We start from the raw sequence: 20973 nt of genomic DNA on the forward strand, positions 1-20973 counted from the left end.
ACCCCCTCTCCATTACGGGTTTCTTCTAAAACCACGTCCTTATATAAGATGGCATAATGGGTGTCAAGGATGAAACAAGGGATTCTTAGTGTTTAACCCATCCGAAAATATTATTCAGAGCAATTTCATGTATAGTCGATTTTTTGTCTTTTTTAGGTACATCTGGAGACGGAATGATGCCGTAATTTATGTTCATAGGCTGGAAATTTATGACAGCCGGGTCCGTAATATAATTGATCAGGGAACCTGTTGCGGTCTGGGGGGGAGGCGGGATGAATTCCATGCCTGAAATCTTTGCTGCCATGGACATGCCTGCGATTATCCCGGAGCAGGCTGATTCCATATATCCCTCAACACCTGTAAGCTGGCCTGCAATTATGATATTCGGATGAGAGCGCAGACTCAGGTCTTTTTCAAGCATCCTGGGCGAATCAATGAATGTGTTTCTGTGAATAGAGCCGTATCTCAGAAAGACTGCATCTGCCAGACCCGGTATGAGTCTGAAGACCCTGTCCTGTTCCGGATAACTTAGCCTTGTCTGGAATCCCACCATGTTGAATGCATCCCCCTTGAGAGTTTCCTTCCTGAGTTGAACGACCGCATAAGGCCTTTTACCTGTACCGGGATTCTTGATACCAACAGGCCTCATCGGCCCGAATCTTAGGCTTTGAGAACCGCGCTCGGCAATAACTTCAACAGGGAGACATCCTTCGAAATATTTCGTGTCTTCAAAGGTATGAAGTGAGACTCTATCGGCTTTTATCAGCTCATCAATAAACAGGTTATATTGGGCCTCATTAAATGGGCAATTGATATAATCACCTTCATCATCTGACCATCTGGAGCCGAAAAACGCCTTTTTCATATCAATGCTGTCCGCATCGATTATGGGAGCAATGGCATCATGAAAGAACATTCTGCCGGAACCGGTAATATTAGATATATCATCTGCAAGCGCATCGGATGTGAGAGGCCCTGTCGCGATAATGCAGTTTGTATCTTGAGGAACGGATTCAATTTCGGAGCGATTGACCGTTATAAACGGATTTGAACTGATTGCATCGGTGATGAAAGCCGCAAAGCTTTCCCTGTCAACCGCCAGGGCTTTACCGGCAGGCACCCTCGCTGAAAGGGCCGCCTTCATTACAAGAGAATCCATGATTTCCATTTCCGCTTTCAACAGGCCGTGTGCCGTAAAAGGATCCGTGCCTTTGAGAGAATTGCTGCATACGAGTTCGGCCAGCATGCCGGTCGAATGGGCCGGCGTCATTTTTTTCGGTCTCATCTCAAAAAGCTCAACGCAGATCCTTTTTTTGGCAAGGATCCATGCGGCTTCGCAACCGGCCAGACCCCCGCCGATCACGATAACCGGACTATTCATTTTCTTTATGTTCGCAATCGGGATTGGGGCAGATAAGCTGCTTTCCTTTTCTGATAAGGAACATTGCCCCGCATGCGGGGCATTTCTTGTCCACGGGTTTTGTCCAGCACCGGAAGTTGCAGTCCTTGACAGTACAAGAATAAAAGGCCTTTCCCTTTTTTGACCTGCTCTGACGGATTTCACCGGTGCAACCTGGTACAGGACATTTGAATCCCATTGTGACGGGGGAGATGTTTTTGCAGGCTGGATATGAGCTGCACGCAAGAAAAGGTCCGAATCTTCCACGTTTGAGAATCATTGAAGAACCGCATTTGTCGCATTTTCTTTCCGTCATCTCATCTTTCCTGACGGGTTTCGTATTCTTGCAGGCAGGGTAGCCGCTGCACGCAAGGAACACGCCATAGCGACCTTTTTTCATTATCATGAAGGAGCCGCATTTCTCACAAGTCTCCTCGGTGGTTTCTTCGGGGGGCGTTTCTTTAGATACAATGCCGCCATTTGTATCCCTGGCGTATTCCTTCGTATTCGTGCATTTTGGATATCCCGAGCAGCCAAGGAAATAGCCGTTTTTGCCCAGCTTGATCATCATTTCCTTTCCGCATGTCTCGCATATTACACCTGAGGGACGGTGGCCGGTCTTGATGTTCTCCATCTCTTTAAGGGCCTTTTCATGTTCACCGTTATAAGTGGAAAAGAAATTTTCCATGGTGTTGAGGTAGGTGTCCTTACCTTCCTCGATCTCGTCCAGCTCGTCTTCCATTTTTGCAGTAAAGCCCACGTCAAGAATATTGGGGTAGTGTTTTACAAGCAGTCTGTTTACATCCCGGCCGAGTTCGGTAGGCATGAACGCCCCGTTTTCGATTACAACGTAGCCCCTGTCCTGAATGGTCGAGATAATGGGTGCATAAGTGCTCGGTCTGCCTATGCCTTTTTCCTCAAGTTCCTTTATAAGGCTTGCTTCGTTGTATTTTGCGGGTGGCTGGGTGAAATGCTGCGAGGGATCAATAGATACGATCTTGAGCCTGTCTCCTTCCTTGAGGCCTTCAGGCAGAATGCCCTCATCCTCTTCGTCCTGTGACTTGTATAACTTCAGGAATCCGTCAAATTTCAGCACCGAACCCGTAGCGCGAAGACCGATGCCGCTGGCGGTGAAATCTATCGATGTCTGCTCGAACATTGCGCTCTTCATCTGGGATGCGACGAAACGTTTGAAGATGAGGTCATAGAGTGCGAACTGGTCTTTGGTGAGAAATGATTTTATCAATTCAGGTGTGTTTTCAAGTGTGGCGGGTCTTATGGCCTCGTGTGCTTCCTGTGCCGATTTCTTGGCCTTGTAGAGTATAGGCTTTTCCGGCAGATACTCTTTTCCGAAAGCGGCAGGTATAAATTCCCGAACCTGGCCAAGGGCATCTTTCGAGACGACAGGCGAGTCAGTCCTCATGTATGTGATAAGACCCGTCATGTCGCCCGTTTTCCCTATGGCTATTCCCTCATAAAGCTGCTGCGCTATGAGCATGGTTTTCTTGGATGAGAACCTCAATCTCCGGGAAGCCTCCTGCTGAAGAGTGGAGGTGATGAAGGGAGGTAAAGGATTGCGGGAACGAGCCTTTTTTTTGTATTCCCTGATTAGAGCTTCCCCCGCCTTCTTTATTTTTTCTGCAATTGAAACGGCGGTTTTTTCGTCAGGTATATTTTTGGGGTCAATGACCTTGGCCTTTATTTCCTGGCCGGATGACGTTTTCAGGCACACCTCGATCGTCCAGTATTCCACCGGTTTGAAGGCCTCGATCTCATCCTGGCGCTCGCAGATAAGCCTTACTGCAACTGACTGAACCCTGCCTCCTGAAAGTCCCCGCTTTACTTTCCGCCAGAGAAGCGGGCTCATGGTGTAGCCAACAATCCTGTCCATTGAACGTCTTGCCATCTGTGCATCATACAAGTTTTTATCAAGAGATTTGGGGCTTGCAACCGCCTCTTCAATCGCCTTTTTCGTTATCTCGTGAAAGATTATACGGCTGACTTCCTTATCCGGTCCTGCCAGCTCTTCCGCAATGTGCCAGGCTATTGCTTCACCCTCGCGGTCAGGGTCGCTTGCAAGGTATATGTGGCTTGATTTTTCAGCTGCCGCCTTGAGTCTTTTAACGACATCCTTTTTTTCCGGCTTCACGCTGTATGCGGGTGAAAAATCACCTTTGACATCAACTCCCAGAGTCGATTTTGGAAGGTCTTTTATATGCCCCATGGTTGCCTCGACCTCAAAATCCCTGCCCAGAAAACGTTTTATTGTCTTCGCCTTTGTAGGTGATTCAACAATAACAAGAGCTCTAGCCATTTTTTCTCCTTATCGAATATCTGCCGCCATCAATCCTGGAAATAAATCCTCCAAGCTCCAGCATGGTCAGATCCCTTAATACATCTGAGACATCCGCTTTAAGCTCGGATGCAACTTCATCAATACTCATCGGACGTGCCGAGAGAAACTCAAGCAGTTGGTTTTCCGGTTCATTCTCATTGTTCTTCAGGATAGCTTTTAAATGAGGCGCTATTTCAGCGACGATATCCTCGGCGCTTTCAACCAGGACAGCCCCCTGCCGGATAAGGCTATGCGGGCCTTTCGAGCGGATGTTAGTGACTGCCCCCGGAACAGCCATGCATGTTCTTCCCTGTTCCGCAGCGAGTCTTGCCGTTATCATCGCACCTGAATTAAGAGTTGCCTCTACAACTATTACGCAGTTTGAAAGGCCTGAGATAATGCGGTTTCTCCTCGGAAAGTTTTCCGGCCTGGGTTCTGTGCCCGGAATGAATTCGGTAATTATCGCGCCGCTTGCTGAAATTCTTTCAGCCAGACTTCTGTTTTCAGGCGGATAAATTTTATCAAGCCCCGAGCCCAGAACCGCAACCGTCCCTGATATGCCTTCAAGTGCGCCCAGATGTGCCTGTGTATCTATGCCGCGGGCCAGACCCGATACCACGGAGATTCCTCTCAGGCTGAGGTCTCTTGCCAGGGAGAAAGAAATTTCCCTGCCGTAATGTGAAGGCGCCCTGGTGCCTACAATCGCCGCCGCCGGTTCAACCGAATTTATGTCTCCGATTATGTAGAGGAGCACGGGCGGGTCTGAAATCTGCTTCAGCAGCGATGGGTATTCAGGGTCATTCAGGCAGACAGTGTATGCATTGGCATCCCTGAGCGTTTTTATTGCAGCCTTTACTGAGGATGATTCAGGCCCTTTTATAATGGCCTCTATCTGGGTTTTTTTTAAAAAATCAATCGACCTGATATCACCTGCCTTAAGGCTGAGTACTTTTTCGGCAGAACCGAAACGTTCCACAAGCCTTGAAATACTTGCAGGTCCTATGCCCTGAATAAGGTTAAGGGCTATCAGGTCTTCATGGATTCGGTTTGCCATAACGGTCTTCGGGGTACAGTAAAGGAACATGGGGTGTCAAGTGCGTTTGTGTGATGTCAGTCCGTGTTGTCTGATATAATCTAATGATATCAGGGTGTTCTAAAGTCAAATATCTTGAGCGTTCCACTCAGATAGTTGCATGTCCATAATTCGGTAATACCGCTGTCTTCATAGATATCAATTCCTACAGGGTGTTTCGATGATTCCCATTCTCCCAGAGCTCTTAGGTCTGATGTCGAAAATGCCTGCATGGTGTTGGAAAAATAGCATACCAGGAATATAAGACTGCCGTCTTTTGAAAGGACTGCTGTTCTCGGCGATTCGCCTGTGGGTGTTTGTGATGCAATTGTTCTGCTCTTGATATCTATCTTGACCAGTCTGGATTCGGAATTGAGTGTGACATAAAGATATTTCCCGTCGGTTATTACATGTCTGGGATTAATGCCGGCATTTATTTCACCTGTTTTCTTCATGCCTTCAATATCGACGATACTGATACCACTGCCGCCTGTGAGCGCAATGTAAAGCGTCTTCGAATCAGGGGAAACGGCAAGCCCCCTGGGAATGGTACCCGTATTTATATCTTTGACTTTTTCCCACTCACCGGGGATATCTGAAAATGTTTTTATAACGCTTACGTTATTCGAATGCCAGTTGGAAACGAAGACATATCTACCGTCAGGGCTTGGTGCAATAATTTTCGGAGTTTTGCCTGTCTTTATGAATAGAAGCCGGATTTCTTTTATGTGGGGAAGTTCCTCTTCCGCGGTAAAGTCATAGACGTTTGCTGTCCTGTAAGGTTTTTCAGGATAGTAAGTTTCACCTCCCGTAACATCCCATATGACAACACCACCCGCATTATGAAGTGACACCCAGAGATAACGTCCGTCATGTGTCATGGCTGCTTCAACAGGCTTCTCCTGGAAAGAATCGATAGTAACCTTTTTGTCGTAATCAAAGCCTTTTCCCCTTGTAGGTATGAAAGATAGTTTCCTCAGGAGTTTTCTGGTTTTACGGTCAAACTCGTACACGCTCATGCCTTCAAGGTTCATTGAATAAACCCTGGAGCCGTCCGGGCTTATGAGTATGGATTTAACGCCATAAGTTGCACTGATGTTATCAGCACCTTCAAGCTGTAGCAGCGGGGTATTATCTTCGGCTAGTGCAGGTAAGGCAATGATGCAGAAGAGAAGATTCAGAACAATTAATTGTAAATGATTTCTTTTTTTCATGCCCGCCTCGAAGAAAATATTGCGCTGAGCTGTGATACCAGCATGCCTGAAAGCATAAGGATGCAGCCGAGGATGTCTCTTGTGCCTAGATGTTCACCCAGAAGCATCCATCCGCCCAGGGCTGCAAAGAATGTTTCAAGGCTCATTATTATAGCTGCATGCGCAGGATTCGCCTTTTCCTGTACAATTACCTGAATAGTGAATGCCACTCCCGCAGACATGAAGCCGCCATAAAGGATGGGCCACATTGCTCCGTGAATGCCTGATATCGTTATATGCTCCAATGGCAGGGCAACCAGAAGGCTCAGAATGGATGCGACTGCAAACTGCAGGAAAGCGAGCATTATTGGGCCGACCCGCGATGAAAATATTCCTATAACCGTGATATGTATTGCCCAGAAAAAGGCGCTTACAAGCACCAGCATATCGCCGAGATTGATTGATAAGTCCTCTTTAATGCTCAGAAAATAAAGGCCGATAACGGCCATGAGTGCACCTGCCCAGGTTCCTTTGCCGATTTTACGGCCCCAGAAGTAATTTATAATAGGAACGAGCACTACATAAAGGCCTGTTATGAATCCAGCTTTGCCTGCCGTAGTATATACTACACCCCACTGCTGAAATCCGGATGCCACGAATAATGCTATCCCGCAGCAGATTCCGCCGAATAATATACCCTTAATCCCGACCCTTTCCCTGACGACTGGTGATAATGCGGACTGTTGATTTCTTTGTTTTTTATTTATGAGCAGCAGAGGAACGAGGCTGAGAGCGCCTAGAGCGAAACGGCAGGCGTTATAAAGCATGGGGCCTACATAATCCATCCCCTTTCTTTGCGCTACGAACGCAAATCCCCAGATTGCCGCAGCAACGAGCAGCATTAAATCGTTACGCACATTATGGCTTTCTTTATGTATCAAAATCAGCTCCTGAAGAATTCCTTAACAAGACGAGTAAATTCTGCATTATCATCCACCATGCAGACTTTCTGCCTGAAAGCTGCAGCACCATCCATGCCCTTAACATATTGTGATATAAACTTCCTCATGTAACGGGTGGCCTTCTTCTGCCCGAGATATGAACAAAGCATTTCAAGGTGCTCAATGATCACACTGCATTTTTCGTCCTGACCTGGAGGCAAGTTACCAGAAAGTTCGCTGAATATCCAGGGCCTGCCTATGGCTGCCCTTCCTATCATGAAGGCATCCGCCCCTATTGATTCAAGCCTCATGATGTCTTCGCCCAGCTTTATATCACCGCTTGCAATCACCGGCACATCGAGAACCGCCTTGAGCTTTTCAAGCATCTGCCAGGAAGGGGTGTTCCCGTACATGTCGGAGCGTGTCCTCGGATGAATTATAACAGCAGATGCGCCGGCATCAACAAGCTTTGGTGCAAGTTCATTTGCATTCAGAAAGTCGGAATCCCAGCCCGAACGCATCTTTACGCTGAGAGGAATTTTTACCGCTTTGCATATTTCACTGACAATCCTGACGGCAGTTTCAGGGGTTTTCATCAGTGCAGCTCCGGCACCTTTCAAAACGACCTTCCTGACAGGGCAGCCCATGTTTATATCGATGCCGTCAAAACCCCTGCTTTCAAGTATCCTTGAAGCTTGAGCCATCTCGTCAGGGTCGGCCCCAAAAATCTGCGCAATAAGCGGTCTGTCGGTTGCAGGTCGCTCAAGAAGAAGTCTGGTGTTTCGATCATTCCTTATAATACCGGTTGCGCTGAGCATTTCCGTATATGCAAGTTCGGCCCCGTATCTCCGGCATAACACCCGCATGGGATAATTCGTGTAGCCCGATAGAGGTGCAAGGAACAGCCTGTTCGTAAAATTAATATTGTAAATTTGCATTGCGGCAATATAACTTCACACCGCAAATACCGCAATCGCAATTGAGAACTCCTTGAATCATCTGTACAAAAACTTTTCTTAAGGCTACATATGGAAAAAATTCAAGGAGACAATATGGACCCGGATAAAATTATTGACGGATTATTTAAAGAGTTGGGATCTGCGCTGAAGGCATTATCAACCGCCAAGACAGTGGAAGACAAGGTTGCATGCAGCCTTGTTATCAAGAATCTGAGCGAGTCGCTGGGAATATTCCTGGATCTGGCAAACGGGATGATGGAATGCGAGTGTGAGGAATAGCTGAGAAATAATTCAGCTGTCAGTATTATGACTGTTAGGGGCGTCTGTTATTACGGACGCCCTTTGACTTATATTCACAGGCCTGTTTCAACTGCCGGAATAATTCTTGCCCTGATACACCCCCTGGCTGTTCATTCTCTTATGGATTTCATCAAGAACCTTTTTCTTATCAAGCGCCCATAAAGGGGCAACAAGCTCATCCGGGTGAGGGTCGCCTGTTATGCGCTGAATGATAATATCAGGAGGCAGGCATGCTAGGAATTCTGCAACACCTTCAGCATAATCCTCTAATGTCAAAGGTGTATAAATTCCTGCATCAAGCATTTTTTCAAGGGGTGTGTCTCTGATGACGTACATGAGATGGATCTTGATGTCTGTTACCGGCAGGTCCGCTACGAAACGGGCGGTTTCCAGCCAGTCGGCAATTCCTTCACCGGGCAGGCCTAAAATCACATGCGCACATACCCTGAGTCCATGTTCATGAGCCATGATCGATGCTTTTGAAAATGCCAGTGAATCATGCCCACGGTTTATAAGCCTGAGAGTTTTATCATTTGAAGACTGCAGGCCATATTCAACCCAGACCATCCTTGTATCCGAATATGAACCTATCAGGTCAAGGATTTCGCTGTCTATACAATCGGGCCTTGTTCCGATGGAGATGCCTTTAATATGGGGATAGGGCAGAACGCTGTCATAAATCCGTTTAAGCTCGTTAAGAGGCGCATAAGTGTTTGAGTATGACTGGAAATAGGCAATGAAAGATTTTGCATTGTAGCGCTTTGTCTGAAATGCCATTTGTGTTTCAATCTGTTCCCTGAGTCTGAGCCCTTTGGCAATGGCCCCTGTACCTGATCCGAGGGCGTTACAGTATATGCAGCCGCCTTTCTTGTCTGCATTCCTGTGGGGACAGGTTAACCCGGCATCCAGCGTTATTTTTTGTACGCGCTCTCCAAAGTGCTCACGAAGAAATGAGCTGAAAGTTTTATATGGTATATGAGTCATAGAAACATAATATTGAATCAGACGAATTTGAATCCTTTGATATCTCCAGCATCTATCCTCCTGAAGGAATTGCTGCATAATAGTAACGCCTTATTTGCAGGTCAACAGAATTAACATGAATTGACAGTATATGACCCTTTTTGCTACAGGAAGATAATGGATCAGAATTTAAGAAGAGAAAAAATTCTTGAGAGCGCCAAAGATGTTTTCATAAGGAACGGCATAAAATCTTCCACCATAGGTGAAATTGCAGCTGAGGCCGGAATCGGCAAGCCTATTCTTTACCAGTATTTTCCAGGAAAGAATGAGATACTTGAAGAGCTTATCAAGAAAGAGATCGAAAATCTGAAAAGCTCTCTGACAAAAGGAATCAACAGCGACGATAATCCCCTGATCAAAATGGCTCATATGTGGGACAACGCGCTGTCGTTTTATGAGAAAGACGATTTCCTGATGTACCTGCTCAGAGGAAATGAACTGGGTCTTCCTCCGTATATGTTTAATCAATATCTGCTTGAAATTGAAAGTTTTGTTGTTAATCTGATCGAAACCATTTTCAGAGAGGCAATAGAACATGACCTGTTTGTGAAAATCGACAGCCATGTTGCAGCGTATATATCCTATAAGATTTATCAGGCCTGTACCTACAGCAAAACAGATACGATAGGTAATATAACTACCAAACAGATCATGCAGAAGGTTCTTGAGATCATGGGTGCCGGTCTTCTCAATCAGAAGCTTGATATATCCCAGCTGCTTATCGAAAATAAGATCACTCAGAAATTATAATTGTAATCCGGCAACCCTTCTGCAGCAGAAGCATTGCCGGATTTGCATCATATTACCGCAAAGGGATAATAAGACTCATAGCTGGTGCGCTGATAAGATTTCATACTTTCAGAAGAACCTGCAACCGATTTGATACTGTTGATGCATTCCATTGTCGAGTCGTAGCCTGCCTTTCTGCACAGCTCCCACTTGCTGAACTCAAAGAACCTGTAATTTTTGATCGCCGGTGAGATGGTTATGTCTGCAAGGTTTTTCTCGATCAGATTAAGCCTGTGTCCCCGTATATCCGTTGCCGTGTTTATGGACTGGATGGAATTCTTGAGCTCGCTTCTTGTAACGACGGCTTCCGTATCTACAGCAATGATCTTTTTTGCGCCCAGCAGATGCGCAGCCATGACCGGGAGCACACTGATGATGCCGCCGTCCATCAGAACCCTGTTGCCATGAAGAACAGGCTTGCATATTCCAGGGAAGGCCGATGAAGCATAAAGGAATGTGGGCAATTCGCCCTTTGTCACAGCAACTGCTTCTGCCGAAGCATAATCGGTCGTCAGAGCCGCAAACGGGATTGCGGTATCTTCAAGAAGAAATTTATGTGAGTTTAAAATACCTTTGCCAAGAATATTTCTGAAGGCTTTCCTTACGAGTTCTTCAGAGAGGAAACCGTGTCTGCGGCATGCATGGAATACACTTGCCGCATAGGCTGTTTTCGATATCAGTTTTGAAAGAATGTTGCCGCCAGAGCCCATGAGCACGTTTTCGAGCTTTATAAGCGTCTCATTTTTTGAGAACTTGTCCGCAAAGATGTCCACATAATGCGGATCGCGGATATATGCATAAACTCCGCCCAGAACACTCCCTATTGAGCTTCCGACGATAAGGTCGGGCTCTATGCCATTTTCGTGAAGCGCCCTGAAGACGCCGAGATGGGCCATACATCTGACTCCGCCGCCTCCGAGTACCAGTGCAAGGTTGTATTCTTTCATCGGGAGATTCTCCTTCAACAGGCTGTTTGGCTTACAACGAAATTTTCCTGATCAATTTCCCTGGTTGAATCAATCTTTGTATGGATATCAGGGTTGCTGCCGTATTTTTCGTGTGCATCGCTTACCTCTTCGAGCACCCTCGCTGCATTTGTCTGGTCATGATTCGAAATTTCAATGATTCGTTCCATGTAGGAAATTCTGTCGAGTCTGTAGGAAATCCGGTCGAGACCTTCGGGGTATGAAACACAACGGTTAAGTATATCATTGATATTGCCCGAATACTTTTCATTCCAGACCTTGTCTACAACTGGTGCCACATTCTTGGCATATTCATTGATATGATTTATAACATGGGGATTTTCTAAAAGATCCCTTGCCCCTTCATCGGTAGGTTTTGCATTATGCTTCCTGCAAATGGTTCTGATGACCTCCGGGTTGTCAATTATCATACATGGTCTCAAAAGATTGTCCGTATGAGGCTGATGCTGTCTGATAGCCGTAAAAAAGGGCGATTTCAGCGCTTCGAGAAGCGTATGTTTATATATGTTATGAGTTGAAAAGTGAGCGAATATGCAGGGTTCCACATCACCCTTGTTATTGATATGAAGATAACGTCTGCCCCCTGCGGCGCACCCATGAACTGCGGGTGCATCGGCCCAGAAATCCATTATGAAAAGAGGATGCTGTTCCCTGTATTCTTTGATGAACTCTCCGTATGTTACGCGCTGTTCCGGCGTAGGCATAAGCGACAAGTCTGCATTTTTGGAAACCGGCATAAAAAGGAAATTCCAGGCAAACATGATACCGCGCTTTTCCCATTCGTTATAGAAATCTGTACTTGTCATAAGATCGTAATTGCGCGAGGTGAGAACCAGTGACATGCCCATGATGAGGTTGCGTTTGTGGAGCCTCTCGATCGATGTGATGACTTTCTCATAAACACCTTTGCCCCGCATGTAATCGATTTCTTCCTTATTTCCATTGACGCTGAAGACAACAATGATGTTCTTGAGTTCGGCAATCCTGTCGGCGGTTTCTTCCTTGATCAATGTTCCGTTTGTAAATACCTGGAATATGCAATCGCTATGCTTTTCAGCCATTTTCTCAATGATGTCGAAACGTACAAACGGCTCTCCGCCCAGTATTGTATAGAAATATGTTCCAAGTTCCTTGCCTTGTGTAATTATGCTGTCGACGGTTTCAACCGACATGTCTTCTTTCATCCCGTAACCGTTGGCGTAGCAGCCCTTGCATTTAAGATTGCAGGCCATGGTAGGGCTTATGAGGATACTGTAGGGGGAGGTGAATCCATGCTTTGTCTGCAGTTCCTTGCTCTTTTCAATCCATTTGAGGGAGCAATTGCCGAAGAGTATTTTTATAACATTTGATGCCTGGCCTTTATCCTTGAGCATTAGGTTGATGAACCATTGTCTGGTGCCGGGATTGTTTTTGAGCCAGTCCATGAAGCCGTTGAATGGTTTCGGATTTGAGAAGGACCTTGCAAGAATCGCTATGGATTTCATTACCCTGTCAAAATTCTTTTCAGGAGAAATCCTGACAAATGATGTGACGAATTTTGATGACAAATTGATTGCAGACTGCTGAATGAATTCCCTGGTTATTTTTTTAATATTCATAGTTCCTCCTCACAAAATTTGTATTACAAACAATATGCAATAAGTAAGCCTGATTTTGCGGCGTATTCAAAACAATTAAACATATTGAAATAATTAGTTAAAAAAGGCTTTGAGAAATATATTAAAAAGGAATAAAACAAACAGTGTGAAAATAATTTCTATGGAAATGGATAAAGATTTTCATCCGGAGTCTACAAACGGGAATGTTGATTTCAGTATAGCAGCTCAACGAGTTTGGCTGCATTCATAAGGGGACCGAACTTTTCTTCTTCTTCAGCAAAATCGTCAAAGCTTATTTCACGTGAGTTTGCCGCAAGCAACTGAATGAAATAGTCCTTTCTTGCTTCAGCAAAAGAGGCATCAGGTATATTGATCTGAATTTCACTTTCAATAAATGCGCTTCTGATTGAGAGATTGAATGACCCTATACTTGCCCATAAGCCGTCAATAACGAACATTTTTGCATGTAAATATGGTTTTTGTTTTGCATCTTTGGGGGACTGGTATTCATATATTCTGATGCCTGATGAAAGCAGATCCCTGTAATAATTAAGTGAAATATAATGACAGAGAGAGAACGCCACCTCCTGGCCGGTCTCATAGGAATTGGTAAGTATGCGCACGTCGATACCCCTAAGGGCTGCCTGTTTGAGTGCAATGGAAATCTTTTCCGGCAGGGCCATATATTGAGTGGTTATGAATATGCTTTCTTTTGCCATGCCGATTGCGCTGCACAGCATATCAACTGTGGTAAAGTTGCCTTTCCATGGTTTTGAATCGGCAATGCCTACAGGAAAACCATTTTCAATGACGGCCGGTATTGAAGATGGATATTCATTTAACATGCCGCCTCCGAACTCTTCCCAGTTCGACCTGAATTCTTCATCAATCGCACTGACGGCAGGTCCTTCAAGATAAAGGTCAATGTCTTTCCACCAGAAAAAATAGTTGTCGGAAATATTTCTTCCTCCGGTAATGGCCTTTTTTCCATCGACGACAATCATTTTTTCATGCAGGGCATATTCAATGACCATTTCTTTTGCAGTATCTTTCATGATTGATTTCATAAAGGGCATTTCTGCAGGCAGTTTTCTCAGCATCAAAAACTGATCCTGCATAAGCTTGTGCCATGGATTGAAATCTATGACTTTTTCCCGTGGAAGGCTTATATCACCGATCATTATGACATCAATTCCGTTCATTTTAAGATCGAGGTAGACGGCGGGTGATTTACCAAGCTGGGAATATCTTGTTAATAGGATCTTTACATCAACTCCGTTTCTGGCCTTATCCTTGAGAATATTGTAAAGCTCGGCACTTTTTCCTTTATTCTCAAGCAGGAATGTCTGCAGGTGAATAGAATGCTGTGCGGACTCAAGAACTTCCTTGAACTTCATAAAGGAATCGGGGCCGTCATAAAGGACTTCAACACGATTTCCTGATGTTACCGGCGAGGTATAATATTGTTCAAGAATTTTTCTGTTTTTGTCAGTCAGGATATTCGGGGATGTATCCTTTTTTTTTCCGATTATTCTTATGGTTGCTGCGTCATGTATTTTCCTCTGGTTTTCCAGAATTATTTCGAACGGAACGACGTAAACATTCGGGCTTATATTTGATGGTATTTCCATGCATGCACAGGCCCTTCTCAAGTTTGATGAGTCCTTATAAGAAAATGATTTGAAATTAAGGCTAAAGGGTGATCTTCCGGGTTTGACGGATACCGGGAAAGGTTTGTTTTTATCGGCATATGCATCAATACAGACTTTCTTATGAATGCCGGCATAAATTTTTTCAGGATATGTTTTTAGGGATATCATATTCTTGTTTTCAGCATTTACCGGAATGCAGACAAAAAAGATGCAGAAAAAGCAAATAATCGTCTGATAATATTTGAGTCCGGTAATATTCATTATCCTAAGGAATGTATATTATGCACAAACTCCATAAATTCCCGGTGTCTGCTGAGAGGTCTGAAATCCTTTCTGTAAATCATGAAAAAAGTGCGGACGATGTTCAGTCCTTTGATGGGAATGGCCTTGATTGCACCTGAAGCAATCTCTCTCTTTACTGCGTGAACAGATATTACAGCTGCTCCAAGGCCCGCCATGACCGCCTCCTTTACGGCTTCGGATGAACCCATTTCACAGATGACATTAAGTTTTATTCCAGTAGCGGCTGTATTTAAGACTTTCTCGATTATTGAGCGTGTGCCTGAGCCTTCCTCTCTTCCGATAAAAGAAATTTTATCAAGCTCGCTTGCCGATAATGAATCATATCCTGCGAAGGGATGATCTTTTCCTACCACAAGCATAAGCGAATCATTCCATACGGGTTCCGCCGATATCTTCCTGTCGTTTACGGGCTTGCCGATAAAGCCTATCTCAACACGCCCGTCATGTATCATTTCTATTACATCCCTGCTGTCGCCGGAATGTATATGTATTACGCATGCAGGATTGTTTTTCGTGTATTTGCCGATAAGGTTTGGAAGGATATAGGTTGCAGGGATGGAACTTGCCCCTATGAATATATGATTCTGGCCTTTATCGCTTGAACTTTCGATCTTGAATCTGGCCTCGTCCCTCAACTTCAGTATTTTTCTTGCATAGTCATAAAGGACCTTGCCTTCTGCTGTTAGAGTAATGCAGTTCTGTTTCCTGTCGATAATCGGCGCATCTATGAATACTTCCAGGTTCTTGATATGTTTGCTGATGGAGGGCTGGGTGAGGCCCATCCTTTCGCCTGCACGAGAAAAACTGTTTTCATCTATCAGATTTACAAGCACTTCTAGCTGCTGCATCGTAATGTGCTGAAATTGGCTGAAGTTCATGTTTCTGGGGTGTATCCCAATAATAATCCTTTTGCAAGGTTCAAGCTCAGAGAAGTCTTTACATTTGCAAATCTTCAGTTATCCTGTTTTGTGAGGAGGGTGATGATGCAGTCAGAAAAGATCAGACTGACGACAACTGTAAAAGGTGCGGGTTGAGCATGCAAGATAGGTCCGGAGGTTCTGGACCGCGTTGTTAAATCGTTGCCAGTCAGCATTGACGAAAACCTGATTATCGGCATGGACAGACCTGATGACGCTGGCGTTTATCGGGTGTCTGACAGCCTTGCCCTTATCCAGACGCTTGATTTTTTTACACCGGTTGTCGATGACCCTTATTCTTTCGGCCAGATTGCGGTTGCGAACTCTCTCTCGGATGTCTATGCGATGGGAGGCGAGCCGAAGCTGGCAATGAATATTATATGCTTCCCGGTTGGGACAATGGACGTCTCGGTGCTTGAAGAAGTCCTTAAAGGGGGTTCCGACAAGATGAGGGAAGCGGGGGTGCTTCTCGTCGGAGGCCACAGTGTTGAAGATGCCGAGATAAAATACGGCCTTTCCGTAACTGGTTTTGTCCATCCCGATAAGGTTTTAAGAAATGCCGGTGCAAGACCCGGCGATGCGCTTGTCCTTACCAAGCAGATAGGAACAGGGATAATTGCAACTGCAATAAAGGCTTCTGTTGCAGGTTCAGAAACAATAGACCGGGTAGTAAAACTGATGTCCGAGCTAAATAGAAAGCCTGCGGAGATAATGAAAAAGTATAATGTTCATGCATGTACTGACGTAACAGGATTCGGGCTTATCGGACATGCAGTTGAAATGATCGAGGGGGCGGGAACAGGAATAGTCTTTCACGCGGAAAAGATCCCCTTTATCTCGGAAGCTCTCGAGCTTGCATCAATGGGTTTTATACCTGCAGGCGCCTACCGGAATAGAGATTTCAGAATTGCAATAATCGAAAATCAGGGAATCGATGATGACAGGCTTATGTGCCTATTTGATCCTCAGACTTCCGGCGGATTGCTTATAGCATTGCCTTTTTCAGAAGCCGAGGCGCTTGTTATGGAATCAAAGGAGGCCGGAATTGACAGTGCAACGATAATCGGAGAGGTAATTGATTGTAAGACAAATAAAATAATTATCATGTAAGTAAGGGAAATGGAGGATTTATGTGCGATACATTCGGAATAAAAATGTCATGGTCAGGAACGGACGGAAGCATATTCGGAAAAAATTCAGACCGTGAACCGGACGAAACACAGTTGATAGTTTCATATCCCGCATGCATCGATAATTCTGACGAATACCTTGACTGTACATATATCAAGATTCCACAGGCAAAGAGAACCAATGCCGTGCTTTTGAGCAAGCCCTTCTGGATTTGGGGTGCCGAAATGGGAGTCAATGAAAAGGGAGTGGTTATCGGCAACGAAGCGCTGTTTACAAAGGTGAAACCTGAAAAAAAAGCAGGCCTTATCGGAATGGACCTGCTTAGGCTTGCACTTGAACGTGGAGAGACGGCAAAAGAGGCTGCGGATGTGATTGTTAAACTGCTAAGGGAATACGGTCAGTCGGGGCCTTGCGGGTACAGGGACAAAAGCTTTTCGTATATGAATTCATTTCTTTTAATGGACAGGGATGACCTTTTGGTTCTTGAAACAATTGGCAGAGATTATGCCCTTAAATCCCATAATGGTTTTGCAGCCATCTCCAATGCCATTACAATCGGGGATGATTGGGATGAGTCGTCCCTGGCGTCGGGAACGAATGTTATGTCCTATAGCGACAGCTTGTTCACATATTTTGCCGGAGGACTGAGCAGGAGAAAATGTAATCAGCAAAGTATAAAAACAGGAAGGGGGAGTATAACGGTTTCAAAGGCGTTTGATTTTCTGAGAGCCCACAATGAGGGTCTTGTTTTCAACTCGGATGTCTGCATGCACGCCAATGGCCCATTGATCAGACGATCTCATACTACAGGTTCAATGGTTGTAATGCTAGGCAGTAATGGAATGTTCAAGATTTTTGTAACAGCGGGTTCTTCTCCCTGCATCACTCCTTTCAAGCCTGTTCTCCCCGGACATCTTCCGGCTGATATAACAAAAGGGGGCGACGGATATGACGACTCTTCTTTCTGGTGGAGGCATGAGAGTTTTTATCTTAATGCTTTCTTTGCCGGCAGGAAATACCTGCCTCAGATAAAGAAAGATGTCAGGGAGATTGAAGCCCGATACGCTAACGTCCCGTTCTATACATGGGATACTGATGAACCTGAACTTATAAAATTATCCCATGAAGCCTTTTCCGCTTCCGAGGAGATGGAGGCCGGATATATAAAACTATCCGGCGGGTCACGAAAAGGCCTTACTGCTTACTGGCGAAAGATCGCAAATAGAAACAGGATTCCTTATCTTGCATAATAAAAAATTATTTTTTTCGGGTGATTTGTTGAATAAAATATTACAGGGAAACAGTGAATGATGTTTTCCGCTGGCTCCTTCTGTAGTTGTTGTAGTTTTTAGAAATATTATGGTCTTTATTTCACTTTTAGTGTAATGAAAAAAACCGAAATTGATTTATCTGATGTTAAAAACACACACGAAAAAGGAGCCAGCCATGTCAGTCAAAGTAACCAAGGAAAACATAAAAAATGCCCTGGCATTTACAGAGGAGATTGTTTCAAAATATCCTCAAAGACTCGTAGGAACACCCGGTTGTGATAATGCTGGAATTCGTATTGAAGAGGAATTCAAGAAGAACTGCGATCCCGGAACCGTCAAAAGGGTCCCGTTCAGTCTGAATCCCAGGTCTTTTTTGAAATACTTCAGGCCGGTGGTAGGTATGTATGCGGCTGCAGTGTCAGCCATATATCTCAAGAAACCACGTGTGGCATTGGCAATACTCGGTAGTGTCCTGAGCGTTTTCGTTTCACAGTTCATGTTCTATAAAAAAATATTTGATCCGCTTTTCCCGAAAGCAACCGGCTATAATGTTTACGGGACACTTGAGCCGGAGGGTGAGGTAAGGCAGCAGATAATCCTGAGCGGCCATCATGATTCGGCCTATGTCTTCCATTATCTTGAATTAAGCCCGAGATTTTATCCTTTGTTCGTCATCGTTCCGATTGTTTTCTTTTTCATAGCGATAGTTTTTGCTTTTTACATGAGTGTAACCCGTAGAAACCCGGCATGGATGAAAAAGGTCCTCACTTTAGGTGTAGCTGGTGTCTCCCCGCTCTGGTGGTTTACTACGGATAAAGTCGCTCCCGGAGCAGGTGACAACATGATTGCAGTCGCGGTGGCCAATGAAGCCACCAAGATGTTTGCAGACCTTAAGAAAAAAGGCAAAAACCCGTTAAAGCATACGAGAATAATATGTCTGTCGGTTGACGGCGAGGAATCGGGTCTTAGGGGCGCCATGGCTTATGTTAAGGAAAATCTTGAAGCACTTAAAAAGACAAAAACCTATGTCTTTAATATGGATACCCTTTATGACGCCGACAAGCTTTTATTTTTCGATAACGATCTCAACCTGACGGTTGACCTGTCCAGGGAAATGGCTAAAGAATGTGTGGAGATTGCAACATCTCTCGGTTATAAGGCAAAAGTTTCAAGGATGCCATGGGGTGGTGGCAGCACGGATGCGGCCGCCTTCGGACAGAAAGGGATAGAAGCCACTAACCTCATCGCCATGGAACTCAACCCGGCAAAGCTTGAGGGTGATATGGTCTATCATACAAGCAAGGACACGACGGATCATATTCAGCCTGAAGTTGTTGAACAGGCCTTAAACATCATAAAAGAATATGTATTGAAAAAGGACAAGGAGGTATCCTGAAACAAATCTGATCCTCTGTTAATTTCCAGTTAATTTTCGGTTAAGATATGTTATGTTATTTCTAATATTATATTTTTGGGGGAGGTCTTTTATATGAGGATAAAGGGAACGGTACTTTTTTTATCGATTACTGTTGCAGTATTTTTATCGTCAACATCAAGCGCAGCGGTTATCGAAAGACATCTTTCCGGAGATTCCACAGTAAACTCTTCAGATAAAACGCATACGGGTTTTAATGCAAGACTTGGAAGTTTCGCCCATACGACGGATGTCCATCTTGTAGATGAAGGGAACCCTTTAAGGGCTGATGAACTTGCAATTCTTATCCAGAAGGATCCGGTAAAGCTCTTCGAACTTCAGAAAGTCATTGAACTGTTCCACAGCTCCAATCATTATGAAGACGCTATTTATTCTGCGCTTGTGTGGGAATCCATTGTTGAATCCATCAACGATGAACACATAAGAAACGGACTGGATTTTCTTATATCAACAGGTGACCATTCTGATTCGGGCATTAAGGATGAACTTGAGTGGTTTGTAGATATCCTGGACGGAAAGGTTCCTGAAGATTTCAAGGATCATCCGAACAGTGATCTGGCTCTGAAGACGATAAAGCCAAATCCTGAGGGCCTCATGATTCCATGGTATGCTGCAATCGGCAACCATGATGTGGAGTATATGGGAGCATTCAACAGCGATGGATTTATCGGACTTCTTGTAAAACTGCTCGCATATGAAGTCGATCCCAAGGATATATGTGTTTTCAAGGATGTGGCAGGCATATATGCCGCTTCATCGAAGGCGGATACAACAGACCCCAAAGGTCATGGTTTTACCGGTATGAAGACCAAGGGCTACTATGCGTTTGATCCGACCCCTTTTATTCACTGTATCGTTCTTAATACTGCTTACTTTTATAACACGCAGACAGGAATGCCGCTTGAGACTGTTTCAGGAGGACTTCTTGATGTCGCACAGTATAACTGGGCTATAAGTGAGATAGAGAAGAATTCGGATAAACTGTGCATAATCTTTTCGCATCATCCGACACGCAGTTATAAGGAAGTGAGTGAAAAGCAGGCCAAGAACTATATCTCTGGAGATAGAATGGAGGCGGCGCTGCTGAAGTATGAAAATGTAATCGCCTATGTCAATGGACATAAACATGATAATAACATTATTGCGCAAACCGAAGGAACTAACGGATATTGGGACATCACAACGAGCGGTTCTCATGGATACCCCCAGGAATGGAGAGAAATAACGGTTCTGGACAAGGGCGACGGAACAGGCGTTATTTCCTGCAGGATGATGGGACATGATCCTGTTCTTACGGATATAAATATTGATCCCAGATATCCTGACGGGACAGATACGATCCTTCTGTCAATATTTGATGAAGGCGGCATGGGAAATGCCGGTGATAAAGAAGACAGGGATGTCGACCTCTATTTTAAAATACCTGTGGCCGTGGCAGCGAATATCATGGCCAACTATGTACAACCGGAAGCTGAAACAAATACATCTGAAGATGCAACGGCCTCGGCAGGTGCTTCATCGGATTCGGACAGCGGTTCCAGCGGCGCGTGTTTCATATCGACTGCTGTTATTTGACATTACAGTAACTGCTGAAGGACGTGCTGACGTACGTCCTTCAGTTTTCCATATTATTGACAGAACCTGAAACAGAATTTGAGTCGTCTTTCAT

General features: G+C 44.8%; 17 protein-coding genes. 6 read left to right on the forward strand and 11 right to left on the reverse strand.

Annotated features, from left to right (window positions below):
* Positions 1–85 precede the first annotated feature (85 nt).
* The 6 genes from trmFO to dusB all read right to left on the reverse strand — a co-directional run bounded on the left by trmFO (position 86) and on the right by dusB (position 7878).
* Positions 86–1381 (reverse strand): methylenetetrahydrofolate--tRNA-(uracil(54)-C(5))-methyltransferase (FADH(2)-oxidizing) TrmFO, encoded by a 1296-nt coding sequence (gene trmFO, locus VIS94_05690; GenBank protein ID HEY9160557.1) that lies wholly within the window; start codon positions 1379–1381, stop codon positions 86–88.
* Complete coding sequence (gene topA / locus VIS94_05695; protein ID HEY9160558.1) at positions 1374–3713, reverse strand: type I DNA topoisomerase; 2340 nt, start codon at positions 3711–3713, stop codon at positions 1374–1376. The genes trmFO and topA overlap by 8 nt, the downstream gene beginning before the upstream one ends.
* Complete coding sequence (gene dprA, locus VIS94_05700; protein HEY9160559.1) at positions 3706–4788, reverse strand: DNA-processing protein DprA; 1083 nt, start codon at positions 4786–4788, stop codon at positions 3706–3708. The genes topA and dprA overlap by 8 nt, the downstream gene beginning before the upstream one ends.
* An 89-nt stretch (positions 4789–4877) precedes the next feature.
* Positions 4878–6020, reverse strand: coding sequence for a YncE family protein (locus VIS94_05705; protein ID HEY9160560.1), 1143 nt, complete (start codon positions 6018–6020; stop codon positions 4878–4880).
* The gene (locus tag VIS94_05710) at positions 6017–6940 is read right to left on the reverse strand and encodes a DMT family transporter (GenBank protein HEY9160561.1); all 924 of its coding nucleotides are present in this window, start codon (positions 6938–6940) and stop codon (positions 6017–6019) included. The genes VIS94_05705 and VIS94_05710 overlap by 4 nt, the downstream gene beginning before the upstream one ends.
* Positions 6941–6942: 2 nt before the next feature.
* Positions 6943–7878, reverse strand: coding sequence for a tRNA dihydrouridine synthase DusB (gene dusB, locus VIS94_05715; protein ID HEY9160562.1), 936 nt, complete (start codon positions 7876–7878; stop codon positions 6943–6945).
* A gap of 114 nt (positions 7879–7992) precedes the next feature.
* Here dusB and VIS94_05720 point away from each other — a divergent pair, with 114 nt between their 5' ends.
* Positions 7993–8178, forward strand: coding sequence for a hypothetical protein (locus VIS94_05720; protein HEY9160563.1), 186 nt, complete (start codon positions 7993–7995; stop codon positions 8176–8178).
* Positions 8179–8265: 87 nt separating this feature from the next.
* Here the strand turns inward: VIS94_05720 and VIS94_05725 are convergent, their stop codons facing one another.
* Positions 8266–9183: a TIGR01212 family radical SAM protein gene (locus VIS94_05725; GenBank protein ID HEY9160564.1), complete on the reverse strand. Its 918-nt coding sequence runs from the start codon at positions 9181–9183 to the stop codon at positions 8266–8268.
* Positions 9184–9339: 156 nt separating this feature from the next.
* Between VIS94_05725 and VIS94_05730 the strand changes: the two genes are divergently transcribed.
* Complete coding sequence (locus VIS94_05730) at positions 9340–9972, forward strand: TetR/AcrR family transcriptional regulator (protein ID HEY9160565.1); 633 nt, start codon at positions 9340–9342, stop codon at positions 9970–9972.
* Positions 9973–10019: 47 nt separating this feature from the next.
* Here VIS94_05730 and VIS94_05735 read toward each other — a convergent pair whose 3' ends face one another.
* The 4 genes from VIS94_05735 to VIS94_05750 all read right to left on the reverse strand — a co-directional run bounded on the left by VIS94_05735 (position 10020) and on the right by VIS94_05750 (position 15428).
* Positions 10020–10958 carry a patatin-like phospholipase family protein gene (locus VIS94_05735; GenBank protein ID HEY9160566.1) on the reverse strand — a complete coding sequence of 313 codons (939 nt, stop codon included), beginning with the start codon at positions 10956–10958 and terminating at the stop codon, positions 10020–10022.
* 14 nt (positions 10959–10972) lie between these two features.
* Complete coding sequence (locus tag VIS94_05740) at positions 10973–12595, reverse strand: radical SAM protein (protein HEY9160567.1); 1623 nt, start codon at positions 12593–12595, stop codon at positions 10973–10975.
* 212 nt (positions 12596–12807) lie between these two features.
* On the reverse strand, positions 12808–14226 hold the full coding sequence (locus VIS94_05745) for a phosphatidylserine/phosphatidylglycerophosphate/cardiolipin synthase family protein (GenBank protein ID HEY9160568.1): 1419 nt from the start codon (positions 14224–14226) through the stop codon (positions 12808–12810).
* 281 nt (positions 14227–14507) lie between these two features.
* The gene (locus tag VIS94_05750; protein ID HEY9160569.1) at positions 14508–15428 is read right to left on the reverse strand and encodes a selenium metabolism-associated LysR family transcriptional regulator; all 921 of its coding nucleotides are present in this window, start codon (positions 15426–15428) and stop codon (positions 14508–14510) included.
* 102 nt (positions 15429–15530) lie between these two features.
* Between VIS94_05750 and selD the strand changes: the two genes are divergently transcribed.
* The 4 genes from selD to VIS94_05770 all read left to right on the forward strand — a co-directional run bounded on the left by selD (position 15531) and on the right by VIS94_05770 (position 20879).
* Positions 15531–16577, forward strand: coding sequence for a selenide, water dikinase SelD (selD, locus tag VIS94_05755; protein HEY9160570.1), 1047 nt, complete (start codon positions 15531–15533; stop codon positions 16575–16577).
* 20 nt (positions 16578–16597) lie between these two features.
* Positions 16598–17848: a carcinine hydrolase/isopenicillin-N N-acyltransferase family protein gene (locus VIS94_05760; protein HEY9160571.1), complete on the forward strand. Its 1251-nt coding sequence runs from the start codon at positions 16598–16600 to the stop codon at positions 17846–17848.
* Between the two features lie 196 nt (positions 17849–18044).
* Positions 18045–19265 (forward strand): M28 family peptidase, encoded by a 1221-nt coding sequence (locus VIS94_05765; GenBank protein HEY9160572.1) that lies wholly within the window; start codon positions 18045–18047, stop codon positions 19263–19265.
* A 93-nt stretch (positions 19266–19358) separates the two neighbouring features.
* Positions 19359–20879: a metallophosphoesterase gene (locus VIS94_05770; protein ID HEY9160573.1), complete on the forward strand. Its 1521-nt coding sequence runs from the start codon at positions 19359–19361 to the stop codon at positions 20877–20879.
* Positions 20880–20973 lie beyond the last annotated feature (94 nt).

The organism is Desulfomonilia bacterium (genome assembly GCA_036567785.1).
Lineage (GTDB): Bacteria > Desulfobacterota > Desulfomonilia > UBA1062 > UBA1062 > DATCTV01.

Coding starts and splice junctions, on each gene's coding strand:
- trmFO (HEY9160557.1), bottom strand. CDS start 1,381: ATGAATAGTCCGGTTATCGTGATCGGCGGGGGTCTGGCCGGTTGCGAA.
- topA (HEY9160558.1), bottom strand. CDS start 3,713: ATGGCTAGAGCTCTTGTTATTGTTGAATCACCTACAAAGGCGAAGACA.
- dprA (HEY9160559.1), bottom strand. CDS start 4,788: ATGGCAAACCGAATCCATGAAGACCTGATAGCCCTTAACCTTATTCAG.
- VIS94_05705 (HEY9160560.1), bottom strand. CDS start 6,020: ATGAAAAAAAGAAATCATTTACAATTAATTGTTCTGAATCTTCTCTTC.
- dusB (HEY9160562.1), bottom strand. CDS start 7,878: ATGCAAATTTACAATATTAATTTTACGAACAGGCTGTTCCTTGCACCT.
- VIS94_05720 (HEY9160563.1), top strand. CDS start 7,993: ATGGACCCGGATAAAATTATTGACGGATTATTTAAAGAGTTGGGATCT.
- VIS94_05725 (HEY9160564.1), bottom strand. CDS start 9,183: ATGACTCATATACCATATAAAACTTTCAGCTCATTTCTTCGTGAGCAC.
- VIS94_05730 (HEY9160565.1), top strand. CDS start 9,340: ATGGATCAGAATTTAAGAAGAGAAAAAATTCTTGAGAGCGCCAAAGAT.
- VIS94_05735 (HEY9160566.1), bottom strand. CDS start 10,958: ATGAAAGAATACAACCTTGCACTGGTACTCGGAGGCGGCGGAGTCAGA.
- VIS94_05740 (HEY9160567.1), bottom strand. CDS start 12,595: ATGAATATTAAAAAAATAACCAGGGAATTCATTCAGCAGTCTGCAATC.
- VIS94_05745 (HEY9160568.1), bottom strand. CDS start 14,226: ATGGAAATACCATCAAATATAAGCCCGAATGTTTACGTCGTTCCGTTC.
- VIS94_05750 (HEY9160569.1), bottom strand. CDS start 15,428: ATGAACTTCAGCCAATTTCAGCACATTACGATGCAGCAGCTAGAAGTG.
- VIS94_05760 (HEY9160571.1), top strand. CDS start 16,598: ATGTGCGATACATTCGGAATAAAAATGTCATGGTCAGGAACGGACGGA.
- VIS94_05765 (HEY9160572.1), top strand. CDS start 18,045: ATGTCAGTCAAAGTAACCAAGGAAAACATAAAAAATGCCCTGGCATTT.
- VIS94_05770 (HEY9160573.1), top strand. CDS start 19,359: ATGAGGATAAAGGGAACGGTACTTTTTTTATCGATTACTGTTGCAGTA.